Annotated in this window: 5 protein-coding genes; all 5 read right to left on the bottom strand. The window is 45.2% G+C overall.

Going from position 1 to position 4616, the window contains the following annotated elements; translation table 11 throughout:
* The coding region (locus FWJ59_RS08075; protein ID WP_414481438.1) for a VanZ family protein at positions 1 to 445 on the bottom strand (445 nt) is incomplete at its 3' end.
* An 87-nt stretch (positions 446 to 532) separates the two neighbouring features.
* Entirely contained in the window at positions 533 to 1549 is a 1017-nt protein-coding gene (gene galE / locus FWJ59_RS08070; protein ID WP_414481437.1) for a UDP-glucose 4-epimerase GalE, read from the bottom strand.
* A gap of 106 nt (positions 1550 to 1655) precedes the next feature.
* Positions 1656 to 3500 carry an ABC transporter substrate-binding protein gene (locus FWJ59_RS08065; protein ID WP_414481436.1) on the bottom strand — a complete coding sequence of 615 codons (1845 nt, stop codon included), beginning with the start codon at positions 3498 to 3500 and terminating at the stop codon, positions 1656 to 1658.
* Positions 3487 to 4068 carry a lytic transglycosylase domain-containing protein gene (locus FWJ59_RS08060; RefSeq protein ID WP_414481435.1) on the bottom strand — a complete coding sequence of 194 codons (582 nt, stop codon included), beginning with the start codon at positions 4066 to 4068 and terminating at the stop codon, positions 3487 to 3489. Before FWJ59_RS08060 ends, FWJ59_RS08065 begins: the two co-directional genes overlap by 14 nt.
* Positions 4053 to 4616 (bottom strand): dephospho-CoA kinase (gene coaE / locus FWJ59_RS08055; RefSeq protein ID WP_414481434.1); only part of this gene is annotated, 564 nt, incomplete at its 5' end. The genes coaE and FWJ59_RS08060, both read right to left, overlap by 16 nt.

The following is a 4616-nucleotide window of genomic DNA, read 5'->3' as shown; positions in this document are numbered from 1 at the left end:
CATAATATCCGCAAACCCCTATAGCTGCCCCAATTGAATCTATGAGCACGTCTCTCACCTGAGCACTTCTACCCGGCACAAACATCTGATGCGTTTCATCGGAAGCAGCATAGACAATACAGATAAGCAAAGCCCATACAGTAGCTTTAAATGTCGTAATACCGCTCATTTTCAACGCGTTTATGGTTAAAACGCCTAATACAAGATAAATCACAAAATGAGCTACTTTTCTAACCAAGTAATTTAACGTTGTCACATTAATAGCCGGCTCAAGCGATGGCACAACCCGCTCTGCCAGATTAAGGACAAATAGGGTTACACTTTGGCTAATGCTATCGGATTCATATGCAGGTTGAGCCGAAAATAAGAAAATGACAGCCATCCATATAACTACAATGCTCCATGACACCAGTATCAATATCCTTTTCTTTCCAATGGTGTGCATTATATTTTCACACCTTATTCTTTGCAACAAAATATAGCTGTTTCACCACCATGCCATAGACCCACATAGTTTGAATACATGGCCAACCTATTTCTCCTCATATCCGTTGGGATTATTCCTTTGCCAGTTCCACGAATCCCTGCACATGTCCTCAAGGTTTTTCTCGGCCTTCCATCCCAGTTCCTTATGGGCCTTTGTAGGATCAGCAAAACATTTATCCACATCCCCAGGCCTTCTATGGGTGATGACATAGGGTATTTTAACGCCATTTACCCTTTCAAAAGTCTTGACCACATCAAGCACGCTGTACCCTGTACCCGTCCCTAAATTGTAAACATCCACACCGCTGCCTTTCATGGCCTTCTCCAATGCCTTAATATGCCCTTTGGCCAAATCCACCACATGGATGTAATCCCTTACACCTGTACCATCGTGGGTATCGTAGTCGTTGCCAAATACATACAGCTTCTCTCGCTTTCCGACGGCCACCTGAGTTATATAGGGCATCAAGTTGTTGGGTATGCCGTTAGGATCCTCCCCTATTCTACCGCTCTCATGAGCGCCTATAGGATTAAAGTACCGCAGCAGAATAATACTCCATTCATTATCAGCAACATACACATCTTTTAAAATCTCCTCTATCATGTACTTAGTCCGCCCATATGGATTGGTAGGGCAAAGGGGAAAATCTTCCCTTATGGGAACGCTTTTGGGCTTGCCGTATACGGTAGCAGAAGAGCTGAAAACTATCTTCTTAACACCGTATTTCTGCATGACCTCGCATAGTATGATGGTACCCGTAATGTTGTTGTAATAATACTTAAGCGGTATGGCTACAGACTCACCAACAGCCTTAAACCCTGCAAAGTGTATGACGGCTTCAATATCGTTTTCCGAGAATACCTTGTCTAGCGCCTCCCTGTCCAGAAGGTCAACGGCATATACTTTAAAATCCTTGCCTGTTATCTCTTTCACACGCCTCAGGGCCTCGGGTTTACTGTTGGAGAAGTTATCCACAACGACTATATCGTAACCTGCTTCTAACAGCTCCACACAGGTATGGCTTCCAATATACCCTGCACCACCCGTTACTAGTATAGACATGGTATCCCTCCTTTGCCAAAAATATTCTATCATATTTTTTCAGTTTATTCATCGTTTATTGACGCGGAATTTTTATTCAGCCATCTAAAGAAGCTATAAAACACCATTAATCGCTCAAATACCACTGCTCGATGTCCCTGTATATATTGAGCTCTCTGGGAGCCTTCACTCCGCAAACCCTGTTGCTGGTTATAACTGACGCTGTTTGAAAATACAGGCTAACCACAGGTAGCTGCTCCACCAGGTACTTTTGTATACGGCTGTAGAACTCCTTGAGCTTGGCACCATTATAAGCCATAGCTGCCTCGTCCAGCAACTTGTCCAACTCATCGCTGTGGTATCTGATGAAATTGTTGAGGCCATTTCCAACCTCTTTTGAATGAAACATAAATGTGAGTTCTGGAAATATGCTCAGATAATAGCCGGTCAATACCGCTTCAAATTGGCCGCTTTTCAGCCTTTCCGTCAGTTCCTCCCAAGGAAGGACCTCTATGTCCACTGCAATGCCCACCTGTTTCAACTGCTGAGCAATTACCTCCAAAGCATCCTTCCTCAACATATTTTCGGAGTTAGTTAAAATTGAAAACCTAAGCTCAACTTTTTGATCCCCTATAATTTTGTACCTGATCCAATCATCTTCCTGCTGATTTTGTTCTGAAGCGCCTTCATCATCCTCTTCTAACAGCTCACCTTCTGTTGACTGCTCATTCTCGATACCTTCCACCTGTCCTTCTTCTTTCTGTTCCTGTTCATCTTGAGCATCCGCCTTTCCAAGCATCCAGCCTGCCTGCTCCAGTAGTTCAATTGCCCTGTCAGGATCATAATCATATATCCTGTAACTGCTGTCGTAAAGCCACGAATCGGAAGGAATAGGAACGTCCACCGTTTCTGCATTGTTCAAATATACCTTAAAAATGATATCTTTCCTATCCAGAGCATAGGCTATGGCTCTTCTGACGTTGACATCTCCCAATACCGGGTGATTCATGTTAAATGCCAAAAATTCATAATTGCGCGTCAAATACCGATGGACTTTTGCATCCTCTTCCCTAGGATATGGGTTAATTACAGTAGGCATAACGTTTATCAAATCTATCTCTCGGTCATAAAAAGCCTGCCTCACCTTCATCTCATCATCATAAACCCGTGCCAGTATGGAGTCGATATAAGGCTGGTTTCCCCAATATCTTTCATTCCTCACCAGCCTGATCTGCTTAATTCCATCTCCCGTCTCATCAAGCTCAATCCCTTCTCCCTCTACCTTGTAAGGCCCCGTTCCTACAGGAAGCAAGCTCATATCCTGCCGGTGCTGCAGCATAAACTCGTCGGACTGGTACACCTGTTTAGGAAGCACGGGAAAGGTCATAATATCCAACATGTTATTAATAGGTTGAGATAGATACACGTTGACCGTGTAGGGATCAAAAGGGTCGGTTTCAACCTTTTGTATGCTTGCGTTGTTGACGATGCTCTCTTGATAAAACGACCCCAGGCGCCCCCCCTGCAACGCTAAAAAGGTAAACACCACATCATCCCCGGTGAGGGTCCGCCCATCATGAAACACCACATTTTTACGCAAATGAAAGCGCCACAGCTTACCGTCATCTTCCACATCCCATGACTCAGCCAAGCATGGTTGAGGCTTCATATTCTCGTCGTATTCAAATAGCCCTTCAAATATCAAGCCAAAGAAATTGATCATGTCCCTGGATTGGGTAAGCAAAGGGTTAAGAGTATCAGGCGGCGGTATGGGAATCACCAACTCGCCACCCTTTCGGGGCTCAGGAGTCCCTGCCTCCTCCCTTTCAACCTCATCCATTTCGATATCTTGTTCTACGATATTTGGCACCTCTATAATTTGACACGCCGTCAAAGTCAATATATAGAGGATCAAACATATCAAAGTAATTCCCTTCCTCATATCTTCCCAATCCCTCTCATCGATTAACATCAGGTATGCAATACAGCTGCTTGTATTTATGGTAAGCCTTCCATACCCTATCCACAAAATCCCGCGTTTCTCTAAAGGGTATATTATCCAATTCTTCTCCATCCTTGCTGTACCTGGGGTCTTGCAGCCATCTTTCAACATTGCCGCTGCCACCATTATAGGCTGCAAGGGCAAGGCCCATGTTCCCTTTGAAGTGATGGCGCAGCCTATTGAGATACCAGCACCCTATCCGTATATTGACTGCTGGATCATAAAGGCTGTCATCGGTGTATCCCTCGATGCCCAGCTTTTGTGCCGCCCACTGCCCCGTGGATGGAATGACCTGCATGAGCCCTCTTGCCCCTTTATGGGACGTCGCGACCTCATTAAACTTGCTTTCAACCCATATGACCGCACACACCAGATATGGATCCAGCCCGTATTCATTGGCATACTCAAGTATCAAGGCTTCATATTTTAGGGGATACATCCTCCTCTGCACATAACCATACATCAAGGCAGCGCATAGTATAAGAAATACCGCCAGCATGGTAATAAATACAAATCTAAAGGTCAAAGTTCTGCCCATAGCTGCTCCACCTGCTTCCGGGTATACTCCATGTCGCGGGAATTGTCTATTATTCTATCAGCATACCGCCTCTTTATATCCTGATCCATCTGGCTGTTTATCCTGTTTAAAGCCTGCTGGCGCGTAAGTCCGTTCCGCTTCATCAGCCTTTCTATCTGGGTCTCCCTGTCGGTCACCACCAGCCATACTTCGTCCACCATATGATGCCATCCCGCCTCTATAAGCAGCGCAGCGTCCACCACGATTGCTTTATAGCTGCCCATAGACTTTAACCTATCTATTTTGGCCAACACCTGCTGCTGAATGACAGGATGCGTAATGGCGTTAAGCTTCTTTAAAGCTTCGGCGTTGGCAAACACCAGCTCTCCCAACTTTTTTCTGTCAAGTTCCCCATCGGGTAGCAGATACTCATCCCCAAATGTTTCTTTTATCCTGTGCCATACAGGCGTTCCCTTTTTGGTTATTTCCCTGGCAATCACATCGGCGTCTATGACTGCTGCTCCCAAATCTGCCAGCATAGCGGCTACCGTAGACTTGCCACAGGCTAT

Source organism: Caldicoprobacter sp. (assembly GCF_047459465.1).
Lineage (GTDB): Bacteria > Bacillota > Clostridia > Caldicoprobacterales > Caldicoprobacteraceae > Caldicoprobacter.
The sequence above is the reverse complement of the archived record's forward strand: the minus strand, read 5'-3'. Positions and strand labels throughout refer to the sequence as shown.

Bases quoted from the DNA above. Each gene is read 5' to 3' on its own strand.
- galE (WP_414481437.1), bottom strand. From the start codon at position 1,549: ATGTCTATACTAGTAACGGGTGGTGCAGGGTATATTGGAAGCCATACC.
- FWJ59_RS08065 (WP_414481436.1), bottom strand. From the start codon at position 3,500: ATGTTAATCGATGAGAGGGATTGGGAAGATATGAGGAAGGGAATTACT.
- FWJ59_RS08060 (WP_414481435.1), bottom strand. From the start codon at position 4,068: ATGGGCAGAACTTTGACCTTTAGATTTGTATTTATTACCATGCTGGCG.